A 22,233-nucleotide genomic window follows, 5' to 3' on the forward strand; every position below is an offset into this window, starting at 1 on the left:
TGCGTCTTGGTTTGGCCATGTGGTCCCACAGCCACTGGCAACAAAGCCTGTATGGTACAGGCTGCAAGACCGGCGAGCGTCTTGCCCGCTATGCAGAGACCTTTGATACCGTTGAAGGCAATACCACTTTCTACGCGACGCCGGCCATCACGACAGTCAGAAAATGGCATGACGCGACACCGGATGATTTTCGCTTTACCTTCAAGCTGCCGTCAGCCATCACCCACCAGAACCAGTTGATGCATTGTGATCAGCTGTTGGCAGATTTTCTGACGGTGATGAGCCCGCTTGAAGAAAAGATCGGGCTGTGGAAAATTCAGCTGCCTGCTCACTTCGGCCCGCAGGCTCTGCCGGCACTTGAAAAGTTCCTGCAAAAACTGCCTGCCCGCTTTACCTGTGGTGTCGAGGTTCGCCATCCGGCTTTCTTTGCCAAAGGGCAAGAAGAAACAGCGCTGAATCGGCTGCTGGTCGATAACAAGGCCAACCGCATTATTATGGACAGCCGCCCGGTCTTTGCCGCCCTGCCAACGTCCGAGGCCGTCATTGATGCCCATCAGAAAAAGCCGCGGGTACCGGTACACGCCATTGCGACAGCCGAAAACCCGATGATCCGATTTATCGGCCATCCAGACGATCCCAGCAATGATGCGTTCTTTGCCAACTGGCTTAAGCGCCTGCCCGCATGGCTGGAAAATGGCAAGCAGCCCTATCTGTTTATCCATACCCCCGACAACAACCATGCTCCGGAACTGGCCGTCCGTCTCTACGCACAACTACAACAACAGATGTCCGGTTCACTCCGGTTGCCGGCTCACAAGCTTCCCCCGCAGGCCGAGGCCAACCCGCAGTTTGATTTGTTATAACCGGGAATAACAAGGCGTTGCGACGATCAACACCTTTAGCGGCGATATAGTCACTCACAAAAAAGTAGCCCATGCCAATGGCAGGAGCTACTCGTCAAATGGTTAAACATAGTATCGTGGCTATTAGCGACAACCAAGTGCGCTCAATAGCTACACCTTAAAGTACGCCAGCAGCGACTTCTGCTCTTCGGACAAACGCGATAGCTCTTCGCTTGCATGGGTACTTTGGGTAATGCCGCTGACATTCTGATGGACAATCTCAGACGTCGTTTCAACGTTCTCGGAGATCTCTTTCGTCACGCCAGACTGCTCTTCAGAAGCTGTCGCGACCAAGGTATTGAGCTCCGATATCTGGGCGACGGAGCTGGAAATACTGCTAAACGCCTCACCGACTTGCTGAGTAATAACCAGCGATTCTGCAATCAGCTCGGCATTGGACTGCATAAAGTCATCCGCTTTTTGAGCCTGACTTTGAAGCTGGGAAATAATCTCTTGAATATCAATGGTCGACTGCTGCGTCTTGGCCGCTAGCGAGCGTACCTCATCAGCGACCACAGCAAACCCACGTCCCTGCTCTCCGGCCCGAGCCGCCTCAATAGCCGCATTCAGTGCCAAGAGGTTTGTTTGCTCGGAGATACCATTAATCACATCAACCACACTGCCAATTTCATTCGAGTAGTCTTTGAGCTGATTGACAATTTGTGTCGACTCTTGCACCGAACTATTAATTTGTTCCGAAATCTTATCCGAACGCTGCAGGGCCTGCTGGCCATCAGCAACATTTCTTCCCGCCACATTCGCCGCTTCTTCAGCGCTGGCAGCATTGGCACTGACCTCAGCCGCGGTACTGGATAACTCATTTACCGCCGTAGCAACCTGCTCAACCTGGGCAAGTTCCTGCTCCGAATTGGCTTTAGACTCCGCCATCACTGCCGTCAGCTCAACCGATGCCGAAGAGACATTGTCAGAAATGGAGTGAAAGCCTGCAATTATTCGCTTCAATTCACGGTGCATAGCAATAGTATTGGCATAAATGCCGGTCTCTTTCCCGCTAACGGTAAAGTCTGAGGTGAGATCCCCTTCCGAGACTTTCTTCACCATCTCTGCAATCTGGCTCGGTTCGCCACCCACAACACGCATCACGCCTTTGTAGATATACAAAGCAGATAACAAACCAATAATGACAGAGACTATAGATAAAATAGTTAATATATATTTGGCATTAACGATATCACTCTGCAGTGTCGGGCCAATTTCATCCTGGTGCTTCTTAGCTTCCAATTTAATTTCTTCAATTGAGGCAGCCGATTCTCGGCCAACCACATCCAAAACTTCAGCAACCAAACTATTTCTTTTTTCGATAATGTCTGACGTATCGTTAAATGCTACCTGGTAGGCAGAAAAGGCATTCTCAAACTTTCTAAATAGCTCAACTCGCTTAGGGTTTTGAATTTGATTTATTAACGAGCCAGCGCGACGTTTAATTTTTTTAAATTCAGCTAATGCTCGATCTTTGTCTTCAATTTCATTGCTGACCAAATATTTCGTCACATATAGCCGTGCTAACATGACACTTTCCTGCAATTCACCGGAATAGAAAGCCGCTTCTAAATCACCATCATCATATGCAGTGTGTGCAATATCAGTGAGCATTTTCCGCATGGTTAAACCATTAGGATCAAGTCTGTTAGCGACGGTTTGATGACGCTCTTTTATTAATGCTTCTACTTGAGTAAACCCTTGCTGATACTTCTCAACTCCCGTTTTGATATCCTGGAAGCGACGCCGTAGTTCCGGCTCTAACTCAACCGCCAGCTCCTGGTCCAACAGCCCCATGGCGGTATCGATACGATTGTTAATCGCTTGCTTCAGATCGTCTGACTGGTTTTTTATATATTTATTCGCTGCTAATCGCGCCTCTAAAATATTGGCCTGAATCCGGCCAGAGGAAACACTCGATTTTGCCAGCCCCCGGTATTCAACAAACCCATCCAATGTCGTACTGAACCGAAAGAATGATGAAATAGATAATGCAAGCAATAAGATCAGTAGTAAGCCAAAGCCACTTATTAATTGTTGTTGTAGTTTCATTGAACTTCCTTTCTTTACTATTCGACCAAAACCACTGTAACGATTAATAACGAAAACAGAACCAACAAAATTATGACAGTAGTCATAAAGTTGACAGTCCTCAAAGTAATGAAAAATATATCAGCCAACAATACCAAATAAGTATCATAGAGTTGGCGTTGTATTACACCTATATTAATCAACACGGCCAATGAACATATATTTGCATAATATTCCTGCTACTTCATATTATTAATATTAAAACCATCATGTGGAAAATTAAATAAAACTCAACTTGGCCAGCCTATTAATTATCGCTTGTTGTTATCGATTCTATCTGCCTCCATGTGGCTGGCTTATCACGAAATGCAATGATGCGAGCAAGGCGCATACCAATGCCAGGAACAGGCAAACCAACCAATGTCGCAAATCACTAAAGACAAATGGCCGCATTTTCTCTACAATACGCGGCCTTTCAGGCGGTGAAGGATCACCCGAGGGTAAGACAATAATTACCCATGACATCAGGATCCCAGTTCTTTATACATGATAAGAGGTTCGTGAGAATGGCAGGCCACGACAACATTTTTGCTGCGCCAATTGAAAAGCTCGGCGATTTCACATTTGATGAACGCGTTGCTGAAGTGTTTCCGGATATGATCCAACGTTCTGTACCTGGCTACAGCAATATCATCTCTGCAATCGGCATGCTGGCCGAGCGCTTTGCCAAGCCACACTCCAAAATCTATGATCTGGGCTGCTCCCTGGGCGCCGCAACCTTGTCTATGCGCCGCCACATCAACCAGGAAGGTTGCGAGATCATTGCCGTTGACAACTCTGCGGCCATGGTTGAACGTTGCCGATTGCATATTGATGCCTATCGCTCTGATACCCCGGTGCAGGTTATCGAGGCCGATATCCGTGACATTGACATCAGCGATGCCTCGGTTGTGGTACTGAACTTCACTCTGCAGTTTCTGGTACCGGAAGATCGTCAGACGCTACTGGAAAAAATCTTTGCCGGCCTGCGTCCCGGCGGCATCCTTATCCTGTCTGAAAAGTACATTTTTGACGATGAGCGCTCCCACGAGCTGCTGATCGATCTCCACCACGATTTCAAACGCGCCAATGGCTACAGCGAGCTGGAAATCAGCCAAAAGCGCAGTGCCATTGAAAATGTCATGCGCCCTGATAGCATCGACACCCATAAGCAGCGCTTTGCCGATATCGGTTTCAGCAGCTCTGAAGTCTGGTTCCAATGCTTCAACTTCGGCTCTATGTTCGCCATTAAATAAGGTATTTCGTTCCACTATGTTTAGTTTTTCTGAGTTTTATCAACTCATTGCCCAACATGAAACACTGCGTCCCTGGCTCAATACACTGCCTAAGCAGCTGAGTGACTGGGAAGCGGCCGAGCATGGCGACATGGGCCGCTGGATGCGCGCACTGCAAAAATTCCCGACAGCCAAGCCAGACATCATCGATCTGAAAAATGAAGTCAGTGTCCGTTATGAAGACGGGATTGCCGATGGCGAACAGAAACGCCTGGAAAGCCTGCTTCGCCTGCTGCATCCTTGGCGCAAAGGGCCGTACAACATGCACGGCATCCACATTGACACCGAATGGCGCTCGGACTGGAAGTGGGATCGCGTCCTGCCACATATCTCGCCACTAAAAGGCCGGACGGTGCTTGATGTCGGCTGCGGCAACGGCTACCACATGTGGCGCATGCTGGGTGAAGACGCCAAGCTGACCGTGGGTATCGACCCGTCTAATCTGTTCCTGATCCAGTTCGAGGCCATTCGCCGCCTGATGGGCCAGGATAACCGTGCATTCCTGCTGCCGCTCGGCATTGAGCAGTTGCCGGAGCTGAAAGCCTTTGACACGGTATTCAGCATGGGTGTGCTGTATCACCGCCGCTCTCCGCTGGATCATATCATTCAGCTAAAGAACCAACTGCGCAAAGGTGGCGAAGTTATTCTTGAAACACTGGTTATCGAGGGTGATGAAAATGACGTCTTGGTACCAACCGGCCGCTATGCCCAGATGCACAATGTCTACTTCTTCCCGTCGGCAAAAGCACTCAAGGTGTGGATGGAGAAATGTGGGTTTGAGGACGTTCGCATTGTAGACGAATGTGTCACCACAACCGACGAGCAAAGGTCGACTGACTGGATGACCAACAATTCACTCCCTGAATATTTAGACCCGCAGAACCCAAGCCTGACAATAGAAGGCTACCCAGCACCCAAACGGGCGGTCCTGGTGGCCAGAAATCCTGACTAACTATTGACAAGGGATGCTATTCGCATCCCTTTTTGTACGTTAAAATATTGCCGCCTATAGAAAAATAAGAAGTACTTCTAGGAGACATAATGCTTCGCCGCTGTGTGCCATTACTCACTATTGCTTTACTTTCCGGCTGCACTCTCACGCAATCAGCCAATCATGAAAAAACAATGAACGCCATCAATACGATGGAAGAGCGTGTTAATTTTCAATTTGCGACAATGATTCAGCAAATTAATGAACAAAATGAATATATTGCTAATCTAGAAAAAGAGTTATCATCGATTTCTGAAGAATTGTCACGACCGCCGGTACATGTTGCCCCGGCAGTCGAGACAATGGTTGAAGAAGAGGAAGCCATTGCCGCTGCCGAGCCGGTTATTGATACCAAAGTGGCTCACGGTAAAGTCATATTGGGCGAGGAAGAATGGGTTTGGCTAGACTCAATACAGTCATTCTTCAAAGCCAGAATCGATACTGGTGCAACGACATCCTCTCTCAATGCAGTCGATATTCAGATCTTCGAACGTGATGGAAAAGAGTGGGCTCGTTTCAATCTAAGCCATGCTTTTGAAGGAAACGGTGATAACAGCGAAATTGTCGAAGCCCCGGTTGTACGCTGGGTAAAAGTTCGTCAGTCGACAGCGGAACAGGCAGAACGCCGGCCAGTTATCGAAGCCTGGGTCAAACTTGGACAACTGCACGAAAAAGCCCAGTTCACGCTGGCTGATCGTAGCCACATGACCTACCCGGTGTTGCTTGGCCGCGAGTTCTTCAAAGATATCGCCTTGGTCGATGTCGGCAAAAAGTTCGTTCAGGGAATGAATGAGCAACAAATACAAACAACGACTAATTAATTGATGAGGATGCCATGACGTCAAGAATCCCGTTTTATTTCTTAATCACCTTGCTCGTCATTGCCGGGGCTGCGCTGAGCATGTACCGTCATGACGTCTACGGTGTACCGTGGACGCCAGGCGAAGAGCGCGCGTTATGGGAACTGGAAGCGCGTATCGAGTTTGATGCTATCGGCGATCCGGTCAAAGTCTCGATGGCGGCACCGGAAACCCAGCAGGGCTTTACCCTCATTGACGAGAGCACATCGTCACCAGGTTATGGTGTGGCCCTGATTGATACCGATATGGGCCGCCGTGCCGAGTGGTCGATCCGTGAAGCCACCGGCAAGCAAATCCTCTATTACAAGACCCAGATGCTGGTTGACCAGCAGGCTACCTACTCTTCCGAACCTCCAAAAGGCGCCACGGTCTCTGTCAGCCTGGATAACCCACAACAGACAGCAGCAACAGCTCTGATTGGTCAGGCGCGTAGCCTGTCTGCCGACAATATCACCCTCGCCCGCGAACTCATCAAGCAGTTCAACGACAAGACGAACCAGAATGCCTCGCTGCTGCTCAACAGCCTGAGCCGCGAGCAGGCCATCATCAACCTGCTGTCGCTGGAAAACATCCATGCGCGTATTGTCGGGGGCCTGCTGCTTGAAGACGGCCGCCGCCGTCAGAGCATCAACCCGATGGTAGAAGTCTGGGACGGTACCAAGTGGCAGCTGTTTAACCTCCAGACCGGACAGGAAGGCAAGCCTGATGACGTACTTGTCTGGAACCAGCAGGGCCACTCGTTGCTGGATGTCATTGGCGGTCGCAATTCCAACATCAGCTTCTCGATCATCGCCCAGGACATCACCCCTCAGCAGGCGACACGGGAAAAAGTCCAGGCGGAAGATCTGCTAAACTTCTCCATTCACAGTCTGCCGGTTGAAGAGCAGGCGATGTTCAAAACTATCATGCTGGTTCCGATCGGTGCCCTGATTGTCGTCTTCCTGCGGATCATTGTCGGCCTGAAAACATCCGGTACCTTTATGCCGGTTCTGATTGCGGTTGCCTTCGTTCAGACTCAGCTGGTCACCGGTATTCTCGGCTTCCTGCTGATTGTCGGCACCGGCCTGGTTATCCGTAGCTACCTGTCGAAACTCAACCTGCTACTGGTTGCCCGAATATCCGCGGTGATCATCACGGTTATCATGATCATTTCGGTCTTTACCGTCGTGGCCTTCAAGATCGGCTTGGTTGAGGGCTTGTCCATCACCTTCTTCCCGATGATCATCCTGTCTTGGACCATCGAGCGTATGTCGATACTGTGGGAAGAAGAAGGCGCCAAGGAAGTATTGATCCAGGGTGGCGGCTCACTGCTTACCGCAGTTCTGGTCTACCTGGCGATGACCAATGGCCTGGTTCGCCACCTGACGTTTAACTTTATCGGTATCCAGCTAATTATTCTGGCATTGATCCTGATGCTGGGTAACTACACAGGCTACCGTCTCAGTGAGCTTCGTCGCTTTAAACCACTCGCGGAGAGCTAAACTATGTCCCTATTTTCACAGTTTACCTCTCCGTTCAAGCTTCGTGAGCGCGGCATCATGGGAATGAACCAGCGCAACCACAGCTACATCGGCCGCTACAATGACCGCAGCCTGTATCCGCTGGTGGATGACAAGCTGAAGACCAAGCATATCGCCCAACGGGCGGGGGCGACTGTTCCCGAGCTGATTGGGGTTATTGACAGCCAGGTCGACGTGAAAAAGATCCACGATATGGTAAAAGACTGGCCGGGCTTTGTGATCAAGCCTGCCCAGGGCTCTGGGGGCAAAGGGATCCTGGTTGTCGTCAAGCACAAAGACGGGGTTTACATCAAACCGTCGGGTGCGGAAATCAACAAGCAGGACGTAGAGCGCCATATCAACAACACCATGGCGGGCCTCTTTTCGCTCGGTGGCAAGAATGACGTCGCCATGGTCGAAAACCTGATCCAGTTTGATGACGTGTTTGACGGCTTCAGCTACGAGGGGGTGCCCGATGTCCGAGTCATCGTCTTTAAGGGCTATCCGGTGATGGCCATGATGCGCTGCTCGACAGCAGCCTCGGATGGCAAGGCAAACCTCCACCAGGGGGCTGTTGGCGTCGGCATCGATATTGCCACCGGCAAGGCAATCCGAGCCGTTCAGTTCGATCAGCCGGTTGAACGCCATCCGGACACCGGCAAACTGCTTAGCGAGCTCGCAGTGCCTAACTGGCATAAGCTGCTGACACTAGCAGCCAGTGCCTGGGAGATGGCCGGACTGGGATACATGGGAACCGACATGGTGCTGGATAAAATACAGGGACCAATGGTACTGGAACTCAATGCCCGTCCCGGACTGGCTATCCAGACAGCCAACGGCTGTGGCTTGCTACCCCGTCTGCACCATATCGAAAACCTCGGTACGCCGAATACCCCGCCGACACCGGAAGAGCGTGTGGCCTACGCAGCCAAGCAGTTCGGCACCAAGTCTGCGTTCTGAGTTTACCGCTAAAAACGAAAGCCCTGATCTCGCTGTCAGGGCTTTTTTTTACTCTAATTTGCAGCGATGCTAATCAAAAATCAAATACTTAACTTAATTGGTATAAGATAATACTCAACCAACAGCATCATGAATGGACTCACTATGACGCACTCCCCTTTCCCGCTCTTCGAGCAGCCTATCGACCGTACCGACAGCAACAGCGTAAAGTGGAACAAATACAAAGGCCGGGATATTCTGCCAATGTGGGTAGCCGACAGTGACTTTCGCGTGCCGGAAGCCATTACGCTCGCACTGCACCAACATATTGAGCACGGTATATTTGGCTACGGGCAGGCTCCTGAACGTCTTACCGAGCTGCTTGTCGAGCGGATGAAGCAGTGCTATGACTGGGATATCGTCCCCGACTGGATAGTCTACCTGCCGGGACTTGTTTGCGGACTCAATCTCGCCGTCAGATCACTGACCGAGCATAATCAGGGCGTGATCAGCCCCAAGCCTATTTACCCACCGTTTATGTCATCCGTAAGATTGGCCAAACGCCCATTGTCTGTCGCCCCGGTTACCCTGCAAAACAATCGCTGGCTGATGGATTTAACGCAGGCTGAAATGACTCCAGACTCCAAACTGATGTTGTTTTGCAACCCGCTGAACCCAGGCGGGACCGTGTACCGCCGTAATGAACTGCTAGCGCTGGCTGATTTTGCTCAGAAACATGATCTTTACGTCTGCTCCGATGAGATTCACTGTGACTTAATCCTCGATGACACCGCCCGACATATTCCTTTTGCCAGCCTGAACGAAGATGCTGCCCAGCGCTCGGTGACACTTATCGCCCCGAGCAAAACCTTCAATATTGCCGGTCTTGGCGCTTCGATGGCCATCATACCGAATCCGGACCTGCGCAGGCGGTTTATCCGTGCCAAGGCCGGCATTGTCCCGGACGTTAATGTATTGGCTTATACGGCGGCACAGGCAGCTTACGAGAACTGTCAGCCCTGGCTCGATCAGCAGCTTGATTTTCTTCGTCAGCAAAAAGCAAAAGTCGAGTTGGAAATCAATGCGATGCCGTATCTCAAGCTTCACCCGATTGAAGCCACCTACCTTGCCTGGATAGACGCCTCGGCACTGCCGGTAACCAGTCCGTTCAAATTCTTCGAGAAAGCCGGTATCGGCCTGTCACCCGGGGCTGACTTTGGCAACTCCCGCTTTGTCCGACTTAATTTTGCCTGCCGGAGCAATACGCTGGACGAAGGGCTGCGCCGAATGCGGACCGCCATTGAGGCATTAGATAAAACGAAATAAAAATACTGCTAAAGTTCTGACAGTTAAATCCGATAAAAGGAGTAATACAAACCGGGAACCTATTTTCTCAGACAATGCAGATCCATACGTTAGACAAAGCGCAGCTCATTAATGAAGTGCAGCTCGGCAATAACCTCAACCATGCGGTTGAAGGTGGTCGCCGTGCTGACTTTGCATTGATGCTCGCCATGTTGTCGCCGGATCATCTGGAAACTATCCCGGTTGACGCTCTGCCCAAGCCCGGCAAGACAGAACCGGAACTGCGTGCTTACTTCGAACTGCAGGATCCACAACCGCTTAGCACTACCGAGCACTGTTATGATAACGGGGCCGCGCAAGCCAAGGCCTTTCATAGCAGCGGGATTGCAGACGCCCGTTTGCTCCATGAATTGCAGCCGACGGCACTCAACTTTCCGCCGCAGGGTACTAAGGGCATGCCCGAGGAGGTCTACCACAACTTGTCCGGTCATGAACGCCGGATGCTCCCCCCGAAGGAAGACGCAACCATTAAGGCATCGCCACAGGATTTGTACCTGTCACTGATCCACGCCAAACGCTTTGCCGAAATGTATCAAACTGCCTAAATTGCAGCCAAATTCCCCCGTTGCTCACAGTATTTGTATTTTCGTGACAACCATCATAGCTTTGTTATTTCCCGGCAGCACACTGCTCACAATTCACTAACATTTAGTGGCGGTTTGGGGCAAATTGGGCGCTTTTTCACAGTTAATCCCCGCCCAAGGCTTCACTATAGAATTATCTTTTTCGTTTACTTGATGATCGATTTATCGGCCAGGTGCGTAACTTTGGAATTGGATAAATTTGGCAATAAAAAACACAACATCCCAACAGTGCCAAATTGAAGACTTTCACTTTCGAAGTGCCCAGAAACTGCTACCAAGCAGCGCACCATCCGGTACAAACGGGGGAAAGAACGAGTTATGAATATCGCGCAATCTGTCATTGTAATCACTGCCGCTGGCAGCCCAATGGGCAAAGCGATTTCACTCCACTTCGCTTCATTAGGGGCCAAGCTAGCCCTTGTAGATGTCGAAGCTGACCGCTTGCAGCAAACTCAGCAAGCCTGCCTGGCAGCAGGAGGGAACTCTCATCCCTTCTTGCTGGAATGCCAAGATGAGGTATCGATTTCCAACCTCATCGATAGGGTTCATCAACGGTTTGGCACCATTGATGTATTGATTAACTATTGGTTCGGCTCAGATCTGCCCACTTTGTTCAGCCCATCCTCTGTCGATCAGTTTTGCCGCTCCATGTCAGAAGGCGCAACCCCCTTCTTCATTTTTGGCAAACAGGCCGCCAACTACATGCGGGTACATCACTGCGAGGGGGTTATCGTCAATCTGGCGGCCAATCTGATAAACACCCACCAGCCCATCAACAACGGTTCGAAAGCCATGATTTCGGGGCTGACCCAGAGCTGGGCCAAAGAACTGGCTGAGTTCAATATCCGGGTCGGGGGCGTTGTTCCATTAAGCTTTGCCCACGAGGATGACCACCCTCCGCTCGGCAACTTGCTCAGCCAGCCGCTCCAGTACGAAATTGTCAGAAGCGCCGAGTACATTGTTGCCAACGACTATTTTAATGGCCGGATGATAGAGGCCGAAGTGGGATAAGGGGAATACAGGCCGCTGGTCTGGTTTCTGAATCGCACTTTATATTTGGTAAAACGAAAAAGCCCGCCAAAATGGCGGGCTTAAAGTGCGCTAGCTATAACAAATGATTATGCTTCAGCTTTTTCTTTCTTTGCTTTCGATGGCTTTTCAGCAGCTACTGAGTTTTTCTCAGACTTCTTGATAACAGTCGTACCTTCGAAAGTCTCACCTTCAACGTAAGCTTTACCGTAGTAGGACGCTGTCAGTACATCTTTCAGCTCGCTGATCAGTGGGTAGCGTGGGTTCGCACCAGTACACTGGTCATCGAACGCATCAACTGATAGCGTGTCAAGTTGCGCAAGGAAGTCAGACTCAGAAACACCTGCTGCCTGGATAGAGCGTGGAATATCCAAATCGCCCTTCAGCTCGTCTAGCCATCCCAGCAGACGCTCAATTTTCTGAGCTGTACGGTCACCCGCTTGAGACAGACCCAGGTGGTCAGCAACTTCAGCATAACGACGACGTGCTTGTGGGCGGTCGTACTGAGAGAATGCAGTTTGCTTCGTTGGGTTATCGTTCGCGTTAAAACGTACCACGTCAGAGATAAGCAGTGCGTTAGCCAGGCCGTGTGGTAAGTGGAATGCGTTACCGATCTTGTGAGCCATTGAGTGACACACACCCAAGAAGGCATTCGCAAATGCGATACCCGCGATAGTTGCAGCGTTGTGTACTTTCTCACGAGCGATTGGGTCATTCGCACCGTTCGCATAGCTTGAAGGTAGGTATTCTTTCAGCATCTTAAGTGCCTGAAGAGCCTGACCGTCAGAGTATTCGTTAGCAAGAACAGAAACGTAAGCTTCCAGTGCGTGAGTTACTGCATCGTAACCACCGAATGCTGTTAGCGACTTAGGCATATTCATAACCAGGTTCGCATCAACGATAGCCATTTGAGGCGTTAGTTCGTAGTCAGCCAGTGGGTACTTAGCACCAGTAGTGTCGTCGGTAACAACCGCGAATGGAGTAACTTCAGAACCAGTACCAGATGTTGTTGTGATACATACAAGCTCTGCTTTCTTACCCATTTTAGGGAACTTGTAGATACGCTTACGGATATCCATAAAGCGCATAGCCAGGTCTGCGAACTCTGTTTCTGGGTGCTCGTACATTACCCACATGATCTTCGCAGCATCCATTGGTGAACCACCACCAAGAGCCAGGATTACGTCAGGCTGGAAGCTGTTCATTGCTTCTGCGCCTTTCTCAACAACAGATAGCGTTGGATCCGCTTCTACATCGAAGAATGTCTGTACTTCGATACCTTGTGCTTTAAGCAACGCTACAATTTCATCTGCATAGCCGTTGTTGAATAGGAAACGGTCAGTTACCAGGAATGCACGCTTCTTACCTTCAAGATCACCAAGCGCGATTGGAAGGCTGCCACGACGGAAATAGATAGATTTAGGTAGTTTGTGCCACAACATATTCTCAGCTCGCTTCGCTACTGTCTTCTTGTTGATCAGGTGCTTAGGACCTACGTTCTCAGAGATAGAGTTACCACCCCATGAACCACAACCAAGAGTTAGAGAAGGTGCAACATTGAAGTTGTAAAGGTCACCGATACCACCGTGAGTAGTCGGGATGTTTACAAGAATACGTGCAGTTTTCAGCTTGTCACCGAAATACTTGATACGGTCTTGGTTAACATCCTGGTTTGTGTATAGGCCAGATGTGTGGCCGATACCACCGATTTCAACCATTGTCACGGCTTGCTCAACAGCGTTCTCGAAAGAAGACGCACGGAACATACCTAGAGTCGGGGACAATTTCTCGTGAGCGAACTCATCTTCGTACTTAACTTCAACACCTTCACCGATAAGGATCTTCGTATCAGCCGGTACTTTAACGCCTGCCATTTCCGCAATCTTAGTCGCTGGCTGACCAACGATATCTGCGTTTAGGTTGCCGTTAATAAGCAGTACTTTACGTACTTTGTCAGCTTCAGACTTAGTTAGTACATAACCGTTGTGAGAGGCAAAACGCTCTTTCACTTCGTCATAAACTTCGTCCATTACGATTACTGCCTGCTCAGAAGCACACACTACTCCGTTATCGAACGTTTTAGACATAAGCACAGATGCAACCGCACGCTTAACGTCAGCAGTTTCATCGATAACTACAGGAACGTTACCCGCACCGACACCGATAGCTGGTTTGCCTGAAGAGTAAGCCGCTTTAACCATACCTGGACCACCAGTCGCAAGGATAAGGTTGATGTCATCGTGCTTCATTAGGGCATTTGAAAGCTCAACTGAAGGCTGGTCAATCCAACCGATGATGTCTTTTGGTGCACCGGCAGCGATAGCAGCATCAAGTACTAGCTTAGCAGCATCGTTAGTTGAGTTCTTAGCACGTGGGTGTGGCGAGAAGATAATCGCGTTACGTGTTTTAAGAGAGATAAGAGATTTGAAGATTGCAGTAGATGTTGGGTTCGTAGTTGGTACGATACCGCAGATGATACCTACAGGCTCTGCGATAGTCATGGTGCCGAACTCTTCGTTCTCTTCCAAAATACCGCAAGTTGGTTCGTCTTTGTATTTGTTGTAGATAAATTCTGAAGCGAAGTGGTTTTTGATAACCTTATCTTCAACAATACCCATACCAGATTCAGCAACAGCTTGTTGAGCTAGAGGAATACGCGCGTTGTTCGCAGCAAGAGAGGCTGCACGGAAGATCTTGTCAACTTGCTCCTGAGAGAAAGTCGCAAACTCTTTCTGAGCAGCTTTGACGCGAGCAATCATTGCATCTAGTTCAGCCATATTTGTTACAGGCATAGTTAACTCCTAACTTAATATTAAAAACTTTTTAGTAAGAATCTGTCGTCGCAACTTTCGACTTATCGGTACCAGAGAAGCCCTGCTATTAACGCCCCGACAACACACATACTTAGTAAATTGCTTTCAAAACTGATTATATTCTTTCACACCCCGAAAAAAATTGATTTAGATCACTTGTAACCCTATAGGAGTACTTTTTGTCAAAATCCGAGCTGCGTCATGTTAATTCAAAGGCTTGAAAGTTCATAATGTGACCGGCAAGGTTGAAATTGTATCAGATTACTTCATAAAGCGACATTTCAAGTAACAAATATTACGTAACAAACATACATAATTGGCTGCTTTCAACACTTAATGCGAAGTAAATCACAGGCTTAGCCGGATACAGTTACCTTAATTACATTGCGTGTGGCACGCCGAGTGCCCATAAAGAGTAATCCAAAACACCGGCTTTTTACAGGGGTGTAACACATAATTTACCGATAATTATTAATAAGGGTAGAGATAACTATTTTTAATTGGTCTGACGTTAAGCTTTAGCTTAAAGTAGCGCCAAATAACAGGAAGCCACCCAGTATCGTCGCAACTCTGGCCCCAAGGCAGCACTTTTCACGCACTGCTTTTTGCGCCTTTTTTCTAAGCCCCTTCAGATATTACGTGGCAACCTGTTAAAGAGGAGGAAGTTAGCTTCTTGTTTTTTACGTTTGTTAGATGATCCCACAATGCAAACAATCGAAATTGCCATTTTCTTACAGTTTTTCGTCGGTCTGATCGCAGCCGTCAACCCGATCGGTATTATGCCTATCTTTGTTTCTCTTACCGGCCACATGAACACCGAGGAGAGAAACAGAACAGCCTATACCGCCAGCCTCGCCGTCAGCGTGATCCTTATTGTCTCGTTGCTGGCCGGACAGTTTTTATTGGATATGTTCAGTATCTCCCTCGACTCGTTCCGCGTTGCCGGTGGTTTGCTGCTGCTGACTATCGCCTTCTCGATGATGAGCGGTAAACTGGGTGAGGATAAACAGAACAAACAGGAAAAATCTGAATCAGTTAGCCGGGAGCAAATTGGCGTTGTCCCGCTGGCTATGCCGCTTATGGCCGGTCCGGGTGCTATCAGTTCGACAATTGTGTACAGCGCACGTTACCCAGGCATGACCAGTACGCTGGGAATTGCTGCCACAATCGCGGCGTTTGCCTTTTGTTGTTGGATGCTGTTTCGTGCAGCACCGATTATCGTACGCTTTTTGGGTCAAACCGGCATCAACGTTATCACCCGTATTATGGGTCTGATCCTGGCAGCCCTGGGCATTGAGTTCATTGCCAACGGCCTTCGCGCCTTATTTCCGGGTCTCGCCTAACACACTCTCCACGGAGTCTCCGCACAATTGTACCTCTCCATCTCATTTTGGAGAGGTGCTTATTGCCGCCAACTGGTAACCCCCTTTAATGTTCATTATCCTACGGGTAGTGCTTCTATTTTTATTTCAGGGTTTTATGGTTACGCTCAACACTCGGCAAAAATTCTATCAAGTTATATTTGGCACCCAAACCAAAGCCGGACAGTACTTTGACATCGTGCTGATCCTTGCAATCTTGTGCTCTGAGCTTGTCCTCATCCTCTCGTCACTCGAAGGTGTGGCGACAGAGTTCTCCAACCTTCTGTTCGTTATGGAATGGTTTTTTACCCTGTTATTTACCGTCGAATATATCGCCCGGCTCTACTGCTCCCCACGCCCTTGGGCTTACGCCAAAAGCTTTTATGGTGTTATAGACCTCATCGCAATTCTGCCGAGCTATATCGCCTTCTTGTTCCCGGGCTCGAACTATCTATTGATCGTCAGATTAATCAGGGTCATGCGCATATTCCGGATCCTGAAACTGGCCCGCTTTCTCAAAGATTCCAATATCCTGTTGCGCTCACTGTTAATGGCGCAACGCAAGATCCTGGTTTTCTTCAGCACCGTCGCCATCCTGGTTACCGTACTGGGTGCTTTGCTTTACGCGATTGAAGGGCCGGAAAACGGCTTCACCAGTATTCCGGCCAGTATCTACTGGGCTATCGTCACGATCACCACCGTCGGGTACGGTGACATCGTACCGCAGACGGATCTTGGCAAGACGCTGGCCGCTTTTACCATGCTGCTTGGCTACTCCATCTTGGCCGTACCGACAGGCATTATCACAGCAGAGCTCAGCCAGGAAATGAAGACCCAGCGTGATCTTATCCGCTGCCTGAACTGTGCCACCAGCGGACATGAGGCGGACGCCAATTACTGTAAAAAATGCGGGGCCGAACTGCCACAGCATCCCTAGTCGCAAGCCAGTCATTCTGATGCCTCTGACGCATGTATCAATTTACGGAACTGTTACTCATTTCCTTCTCTATTTTTCCGCTTGTAACCAACCCAGAATACTGGATTCAAACAGGCGGATGAGAGGGAACCTGATCGCCCTAGCAGCATCTACTGCTGCAAGTCCACAGGAATAAGGAAAGCACCACCTCAATGAACTACAAGCGCGCACTCGAGAACTACGAGCGACTTTTCAGACGCTTTGGTCCCTGCTGTGTCGACACGCAGCTTTCAGACGTAGCCGAAATTGTTTTCTGTTCACCACGCCATGCGCGAAACCTGCTGCACCAGCTCACCGATATGGACTGGATTGACTGGCAGGCAGCTCCCGGTCGGGGCAAACGGGCCAAGATAACATGCAAAATAGAGCCCACCGATGCCTGTTATCAGCTTGTCGACCAGTTGATGGCACAGGGAAAAACGGAAGCCGCGATCAAGCTAATGGATTTCAATGACCGCAAACTGTCTACCGAGCTTCAGCATTTTCTGGCCTCGTCTCTCGACAGAAGCCAGACCGCCATTCGGATCCCTTTTCATCGCCAGTTAAAATCGCTTCACCCCCATTTGGCATTCGAGCGCACCGAACGCCATTTGATCTTGCAAATTTTCCAGCGCCTGACGCAATATAAAAATGACAAGATCATGCCGGATCTTGCCCACCACTGGCAGTCAAACTCAACGGGCGATGAATGGACATTCCATCTGCGCCCTTCCGTCTTCTTTCATAACCAGAGCGAGCTGAGTGCCAAAGACATTAAAGCCAGTCTGTTATGGCTGGCAAGGCGCCCGTTTTGGCAACAACTTTACGGTCACATCACCGGCATCGATATCATTTCCTCGACCACCGTGACGATCAGGCTGTCGCATCCTGACTGGTACCTGCCCCGGCTGCTTGCCAGACCGGAAGCCTCGATCATGAGTTCAGCTACAATCAAGACGGCCACGGTACAAGATGGCCCCGTCGGCTCCGGACCTTTCTACCCCGATGTCGTATCGACAAGGATGCTGAGGCTAAAGCGCAACCCCAGTTATGTCGGGCAACTTGCTCTCGCTCCAGTGATCGAAATATGGTTTCACAACGAGTGGGAAGATCTGAAAGAATGCCGGGAGCACCTTATCTTCCTTGAGCAGCATCAACCGGTCTACACCGTCAGTCGTTCGGGCGGCGGCATCTTCTATATGCTGACAACAAATAGGGAATGCCGAGACAACCCGGTTATCGCTGACATCGGCAACCTGCTACTCGGCAATCCGGCTGATCAGCCGATAAAAGGAAATATCCACATTGCGGTCGAGAACAATAATGACGGCCGTAAGCAGGCCGAAGAAATCAAAGCGGCGCAGGATAACGGTTCTGAATTGACGTTTTCTTCTCGCTGCATCAACGATAGCAACAACAACGAAGATGTGCTGCTCGGGGCGATTAGAACTGAAGGCTGTAAAATCACCAGCCTGCGTTATTTTTTCCAGTGCGATATGAACTGGCAGGCAATTCTGACAGAAGACGAGTACCAGCTCTTTCGAAACAAGCTGCTCGAAACCCAGCTTCAGCCTGTCGAAAAGAAAGCGCTAGATAAACTCGTTGGCCTGCTCGACTGGCTGGAGGAGATCAAGGTTATCCGTCGTCTGAACGCCAAGGGCTTCTCGATCACCGCTCCGATCAAACTCCAGGGGCTCGAGGTCAATCACGTTGGTTGGTGTGACTTCTCAACCTTATGGATTAATGACACTCCCGAGCATACAGCTTTGGTGCAAACGGTGTAATGACTCCAAAAAAAAAGGCGATCACTTAGATCGCCTTCTCTTAAATCACCTTTCCGCTGCTGGACTAAAGAGCCAGTTTGGCCCTATATCCGCAGTCACATCCCTTATTTGCTGTCCTTGGACGACAAGTAGCCCACAGCCTTGTCCGGGAAGTCGGTAAAGACACCGTCTACATTTGCCGTATTGTAGAAAATATCCAGCATATCATTGAAATCATTGGCATAAGCTGGAATGCGGCCGGTATCTGCACGGAAGGTGTAAGGGTGAACCTGCATACCTTGCTCATGAGCGGCTTTCACCAAACCGGTTAGCTTGATGTTACCTTTGGTTGACTGATCAGACACCACCATTGGCTTCCAAGGACCTACACCATCGGCGTACTTGGCCACTTTTTCCATTCCGCCCTTGGCAAACATCCAGTCATAGCTATAAGGCTGGGCCTGTCCTTTGCCGTCATAAACCATGGTCTCGTTCCAGTCGGTGTAGGCCAGTAGCTGCACCAGCTTAACATCCATGCCCATGGCCGGCATCAGCTCGTCATGAATGCGCTTTAGCTCGTTAAAATCAAACGTCTGAAGGAAGACATTGCTGTCCTTGCTGGTGTAGCCATAGTCTTTAAGCACCTTCAGCACCGCTTTACTGATGTCTTTGCCTTCGTGGCGGTGGAACCATGGCGCTTTAATTTCAGGGTAGATACCGATGTCATAGCCCAGCGACTTGTTCAACCCCTGGATCATCTCGATTTCTTCTTCGAAAGTCGGTACTTTGAAGTCCGACTGCCACATCGGATAACGCTCAGGGAAACCCTGAACCTGCTTGCCATCTTTAATATTAAAACCTTCGGTTACGCTCAGCTGTTTAATTTCAGGCAAGGTAAAATCAATCGCATAATAGCGACCGTCATCACGGGCACGATCAGGGAAGAGCTGAGCCACGTTGGTAACACGATCCAGATAGTGGTCATGCAGTACCACCAACCGGTCATCTTTAGTCATGACCACATCCTGCTCGATATAGTCAGGCTTCATTGCGTATGCCATCGCTTTGGCCGGTAGAGTATGCTCTGGCAGGTATCCAGAAGCGCCACGGTGGGCGACAACTATCTTGTCTGAGTCAGGAGCTGATTGAGCGAAAGCAGGAGCAGCAAGCAAAGTGCTGGCAATAGCTGCGGCAAGACATATTTTTTTCATTATTATCAATCCTTAACGTTCGGTGCTCTTATCTGGGGAAGCAAAGCCAATACCGGCTTATACAACGGCAATCATAATAAGCACTATTGGATGACAATTTCTGAACTTTTACTCTAAACGTGATCAAATACATTCGAATAACCACATAATAGTTTCGAATAGTGATATTGGGTCCATTTCCATACTCGTTCGAAATGTGTTACCTCGTCCGTCAATCTGTACAGGTATACCTGCACTTTCCTCTCAAGCTCAGGCACGTCACCGTCAGATATAAAAAAACCGGAGCAAAAGACTCCGGTTTTCAATCTATTGGGCAGTTGTTACATACAACTACTTACGGCGCCATGTCGTGCCCTGAGGACCATCTTCAAGGATGATATCCATTGCCAGCAACTTGTCACGGGCCTCATCGGCTGCCGCCCAGTCTTTCGCTGCACGTGCATCAAGGCGCTGTTGGATTAGCGCTTCGATTTCCGCCACGTCATCACTTTCTCCGGCACCACCTTGCAGGAAGGCTTCCGGCTCCTGTGCCAACAGGCCAAGAACATCAGCCAGCTCACGCATACGTGCGCCCAGTGCCGATGCCGTAGCGAGATCATCCGATTTCAGGCGGTTGATTTCACGTGCCATATCAAACAGTGCAGAATAAGCTTCCGGCGTATTGAAATCGTCATCCATCGCTTCTTTGAAGCGAGTTACGAACTCGTCGCCACCAGCTGCTGGTGCGTCGGCATCCAGACCGCGTAGCGAGGTATACAGGCGCTCAAGGGCAGAACGTGCCTGCTTCAGGTTATCTTCGCTGTAGTTAAGCTGGCTACGGTAGTGGCCGGACATTAGGAAGTAACGTACGGTTTCGGCATCGAAATAACCCAGTACGTCACGGATGGTAAAGAAGTTACCCAGGGACTTGGACATCTTCTCGCGATCAACCATTACCATGCCACTGTGCATCCAGGTATTCACATACTGCGAGCCTGTTGCGCAGCATGACTGGGCAATTTCATTTTCATGGTGCGGGAACTGCAGATCAGAACCGCCGCCGTGGATATCAAAATGATCACCCAGGATCGCCGAGTTCATTGCCGAACATTCAATATGCCAGCCCGGACGACCTGCGCCCCACGGTGATTCCCACGTCGGCTCACCCGGCTTGGACATTTTCCACAACACGAAATCCAGCGGGCTGCGCTTGGCCGTTTCGATATCAACACGGGCACCGGCCTGCAGCTGCTCAAGATCCTGCTTAGACAGCTTGCCGTATTCGTCAAACTTGCTGACTTCAAACATCACATCGCCATTGTCTGCGACGTAGGCAAAACCACGCTCGATCAGGCGCTCACACATGGCAATAATTTCATCGATGTAGTCCGTAGCACGAGGCTCAATATCCGGACGCTTCATGCCCAGCGCGTCGAAGTCGGCGTGCATTTCACCGATCAGGCGTTCGGTCAGCGAGTCACAACTTTCGCCATTTTCTGCCGCACGCTTAATGATCTTGTCATCGATATCCGTGATATTACGTACAAAGGTCAGATCATAACCGGAATAGCGCAGGTAGCGCGAAACCACGTCGAACGAAACGAAAGTACGGCCATGACCGATGTGACACAAATCGTAAATGGTAACCCCACAGACGTACATGCCTACTTTACCAGGCTGGATGGGTGTAAATTCCTCTTTCTGTCTAGTGAGCGAGTTATAGATCTTTAACATGTCTCGTAGTTACTCATTTTATGGGGTTACTTTAAGAGGAGTAATTACACCTCTAATAACTAATGAAGGCAAGGAAAAATACGCTCAGGACGCGGTTTATACCGGCCTGGGGGAGAAAACAACCACTGTGCCGGAAAGTCCGTAATCGCAGGGTAATTGATTTCCCGCTTTCATCGCGGTTCACCTATAGTTATACCAATGTGGTTACTTATTGGTTTGGCATGAAATTCGGTGAAATAATCATCTTATTTCACCATAGACGGAGAATGATGAGAGATCATGTTGACGCCTTTCCTTAGTAATATAAAATCCGGTATTTAAAGCAATAAACATCCATTAAAGGACAAGCTCATGGTAACGCTTCACACTACTTTTGGTGACATCAAGATTCAGCTAAACACAGAAAAAGCGCCTGAAACGTGTGCAAACTTCCTGCAATACTGCCGTGACGGTTTCTACAGCGATACACTATTCCACCGTGTTATCGATGGTTTCATGATCCAGGGCGGCGGCATGGCTTCTGGCATGGTAGAGAAAGAAACTCGCGCGCCAATCAAAAATGAAGCGAACAACGGCCTAAGCAACAAAGTCGGTACGCTGGCAATGGCGCGTACTATGGAGCCGCACTCTGCAAGCTCTCAGTTCTTCATCAACGTAAACGACAACAAGTTCCTGGACTTCAAATCAGAAACACCTGACGGTTGGGGCTACTGTGTATTTGCAGAAGTTGTTGAAGGCATGGACGTTGTTAACAAGATCAAAGCGGTTTCTACCGGTAACTGGGGCTATGTGCACCAGGACGTACCTGTTGAAGAAGTGGTCATCAACAGCGTCACTATCGAAGAGTAATCCATACTCTCAGGGTGGCCTTATGGCTGCCCTC

At 49.5% G+C, this 22,233-nt stretch carries 17 protein-coding genes; 13 read left to right on the top strand and 4 right to left on the bottom strand.

Annotated elements, in window-relative coordinates; all coding sequences use genetic code 11:
- Positions 1-17 precede the first annotated feature (17 nt).
- Entirely contained in the window at positions 18-863 is an 846-nt protein-coding gene (locus EIZ48_RS09385; protein WP_205298582.1) for a DUF72 domain-containing protein, read from the top strand.
- Positions 864-1,013: 150 nt separating this feature from the next.
- Here EIZ48_RS09385 and EIZ48_RS09390 read toward each other — a convergent pair whose 3' ends face one another.
- Positions 1,014-2,954: a methyl-accepting chemotaxis protein gene (locus tag EIZ48_RS09390; protein WP_160650401.1), complete on the bottom strand. Its 1,941-nt coding sequence runs from the start codon at positions 2,952-2,954 to the stop codon at positions 1,014-1,016.
- Between the two features lie 545 nt (positions 2,955-3,499).
- Between EIZ48_RS09390 and cmoA the strand changes: the two genes are divergently transcribed.
- The 8 genes from cmoA (at position 3,500) to EIZ48_RS09430 (ending at position 11,516) form a co-directional block, all read left to right on the top strand.
- Positions 3,500-4,228, top strand: a complete 729-nt coding sequence (cmoA, locus tag EIZ48_RS09395; protein ID WP_160650403.1) for a carboxy-S-adenosyl-L-methionine synthase CmoA — start codon at positions 3,500-3,502, stop codon at positions 4,226-4,228.
- 16 nt (positions 4,229-4,244) lie between these two features.
- The gene (gene cmoB / locus EIZ48_RS09400) at positions 4,245-5,219 is read left to right on the top strand and encodes a tRNA 5-methoxyuridine(34)/uridine 5-oxyacetic acid(34) synthase CmoB (RefSeq protein WP_160650404.1); all 975 of its coding nucleotides are present in this window, start codon (positions 4,245-4,247) and stop codon (positions 5,217-5,219) included.
- Between the two features lie 89 nt (positions 5,220-5,308).
- Positions 5,309-6,079: an ATP-dependent zinc protease family protein gene (locus EIZ48_RS09405; RefSeq protein ID WP_160650406.1), complete on the top strand. Its 771-nt coding sequence runs from the start codon at positions 5,309-5,311 to the stop codon at positions 6,077-6,079.
- Positions 6,080-6,093: 14 nt separating this feature from the next.
- Positions 6,094-7,599 (top strand): inactive transglutaminase family protein, encoded by a 1,506-nt coding sequence (locus tag EIZ48_RS09410; RefSeq protein WP_160650408.1) that lies wholly within the window; start codon positions 6,094-6,096, stop codon positions 7,597-7,599.
- Between the two features lie 3 nt (positions 7,600-7,602).
- Complete coding sequence (locus EIZ48_RS09415; RefSeq protein WP_160650410.1) at positions 7,603-8,577, top strand: alpha-L-glutamate ligase-like protein; 975 nt, start codon at positions 7,603-7,605, stop codon at positions 8,575-8,577.
- Between the two features lie 144 nt (positions 8,578-8,721).
- Positions 8,722-9,882: a MalY/PatB family protein gene (locus tag EIZ48_RS09420; protein WP_160650412.1), complete on the top strand. Its 1,161-nt coding sequence runs from the start codon at positions 8,722-8,724 to the stop codon at positions 9,880-9,882.
- Between the two features lie 74 nt (positions 9,883-9,956).
- A complete protein-coding gene (locus tag EIZ48_RS09425) occupies positions 9,957-10,466 on the top strand; it encodes a VC2046/SO_2500 family protein (RefSeq protein WP_160650413.1) in 510 nt (169 codons plus the stop codon).
- Between the two features lie 357 nt (positions 10,467-10,823).
- Entirely contained in the window at positions 10,824-11,516 is a 693-nt protein-coding gene (locus EIZ48_RS09430) for an SDR family oxidoreductase (protein ID WP_160650415.1), read from the top strand.
- Between the two features lie 107 nt (positions 11,517-11,623).
- On the opposite strand, the gene adhE is transcribed toward EIZ48_RS09430, so the two are convergent.
- The gene (gene adhE / locus EIZ48_RS09435) at positions 11,624-14,326 is read right to left on the bottom strand and encodes a bifunctional acetaldehyde-CoA/alcohol dehydrogenase (RefSeq protein ID WP_160650417.1); all 2,703 of its coding nucleotides are present in this window, start codon (positions 14,324-14,326) and stop codon (positions 11,624-11,626) included.
- A 725-nt stretch (positions 14,327-15,051) separates the two neighbouring features.
- Between adhE and EIZ48_RS09440 the strand changes: the two genes are divergently transcribed.
- The 3 genes from EIZ48_RS09440 (at position 15,052) to EIZ48_RS09450 (ending at position 18,447) form a co-directional block, all read left to right on the top strand.
- Positions 15,052-15,690, top strand: coding sequence for a YchE family NAAT transporter (locus EIZ48_RS09440; protein WP_160650419.1), 639 nt, complete (start codon positions 15,052-15,054; stop codon positions 15,688-15,690).
- Between the two features lie 136 nt (positions 15,691-15,826).
- Positions 15,827-16,645, top strand: a complete 819-nt coding sequence (locus tag EIZ48_RS09445) for an ion transporter (RefSeq protein ID WP_160650421.1) — start codon at positions 15,827-15,829, stop codon at positions 16,643-16,645.
- A gap of 191 nt (positions 16,646-16,836) precedes the next feature.
- Positions 16,837-18,447: an SgrR family transcriptional regulator gene (locus EIZ48_RS09450; RefSeq protein WP_160650423.1), complete on the top strand. Its 1,611-nt coding sequence runs from the start codon at positions 16,837-16,839 to the stop codon at positions 18,445-18,447.
- Positions 18,448-18,551: 104 nt separating this feature from the next.
- Here the strand turns inward: EIZ48_RS09450 and glpQ are convergent, their stop codons facing one another.
- On the bottom strand, positions 18,552-19,637 hold the full coding sequence (gene glpQ, locus EIZ48_RS09455) for a glycerophosphodiester phosphodiesterase (protein ID WP_160650425.1): 1,086 nt from the start codon (positions 19,635-19,637) through the stop codon (positions 18,552-18,554).
- Between the two features lie 330 nt (positions 19,638-19,967).
- Entirely contained in the window at positions 19,968-21,350 is a 1,383-nt protein-coding gene (gene cysS, locus EIZ48_RS09460; RefSeq protein WP_160650427.1) for a cysteine--tRNA ligase, read from the bottom strand.
- A gap of 351 nt (positions 21,351-21,701) precedes the next feature.
- On the opposite strand from cysS, the gene EIZ48_RS09465 reads away from it, so the two are divergent.
- A complete protein-coding gene (locus tag EIZ48_RS09465) occupies positions 21,702-22,199 on the top strand; it encodes a peptidylprolyl isomerase (RefSeq protein ID WP_075768345.1) in 498 nt (165 codons plus the stop codon).
- The last annotated feature ends 34 nt before the right edge of the window (positions 22,200-22,233 follow it).

This window comes from Photobacterium alginatilyticum (assembly GCF_009910675.1).
GTDB lineage: Bacteria > Pseudomonadota > Gammaproteobacteria > Enterobacterales > Vibrionaceae > Photobacterium > Photobacterium alginatilyticum.